Origin of the sequence: Mycobacterium sp. E3339 (genome assembly GCF_001666915.1) — a bacterium.
In the GTDB taxonomy this organism is placed as follows: domain Bacteria; phylum Actinomycetota; class Actinomycetes; order Mycobacteriales; family Mycobacteriaceae; genus Mycobacterium.
The window spans coordinates 1-587 of sequence record NZ_LZIZ01000208.1 but is presented as its reverse complement, the minus strand read 5'-3'; the positions used below and the strand labels follow the sequence as shown (position 1 = coordinate 587).

The following is a 587-nucleotide window of genomic DNA, read 5'->3' as shown; positions in this document are numbered from 1 at the left end:
TCCTCGGCGGCGGCGGCCATGTTGGCGCCGATGGCGGTCGCGCCGCCAACCACCAATCCCGCCGGCGCGGCGGCCGGAGCCGCGGCCGGAGCCGCGGCCGCGGGCGCAGCCAACATGCAGGGCGCGGCCACTCAGGCGGCCATGGGGCTGCCGTCATCGCTCAATTCGTCGGCGTCGTCGTTGGTCGGCGGCTTCCCGTCGGCGATCAGCGGCTTCACCAGCTTGCTCGGAACGCCGTTCGGACAAGGAGGAGGGGCTGGGGCGTCGGGACTGAGCGGGATGACGACATCCGGCGCGGGTCTCAGCACCGCCGTGCGCGCACCGGCGGTCGTCCGGCCGGCGATGCCCGCGATGGAGCATCTCGCACCCTTCCGGCCGGCGATGACCGCGCCGGAAATGCTCGCGCCCGCGCGGCTGATGCCGTCCGCGGCCATGGGCCAGGCGGCTCCTGTCGGACGTTTGTCGGTGCCGGCGAGCTGGCCCGCGGCGGCCCCGGAGGCCGCTGCCCCCGCCGCCGCGCCCTTGGCCGGTGCTGGCGCGCCGATGGTCGCCCCGCGCGGCATCCCGGCGGGGCAGGTTGGCGGCAT

1 pseudogene is annotated in these 587 nt (G+C 76.7%); it reads left to right on the top strand.

Annotated features, from left to right (window positions below):
- Positions 1-18 precede the first annotated feature (18 nt).
- Positions 19-587: pseudogene (locus A5702_RS27310) on the top strand (hypothetical protein); the annotation flags it as partial.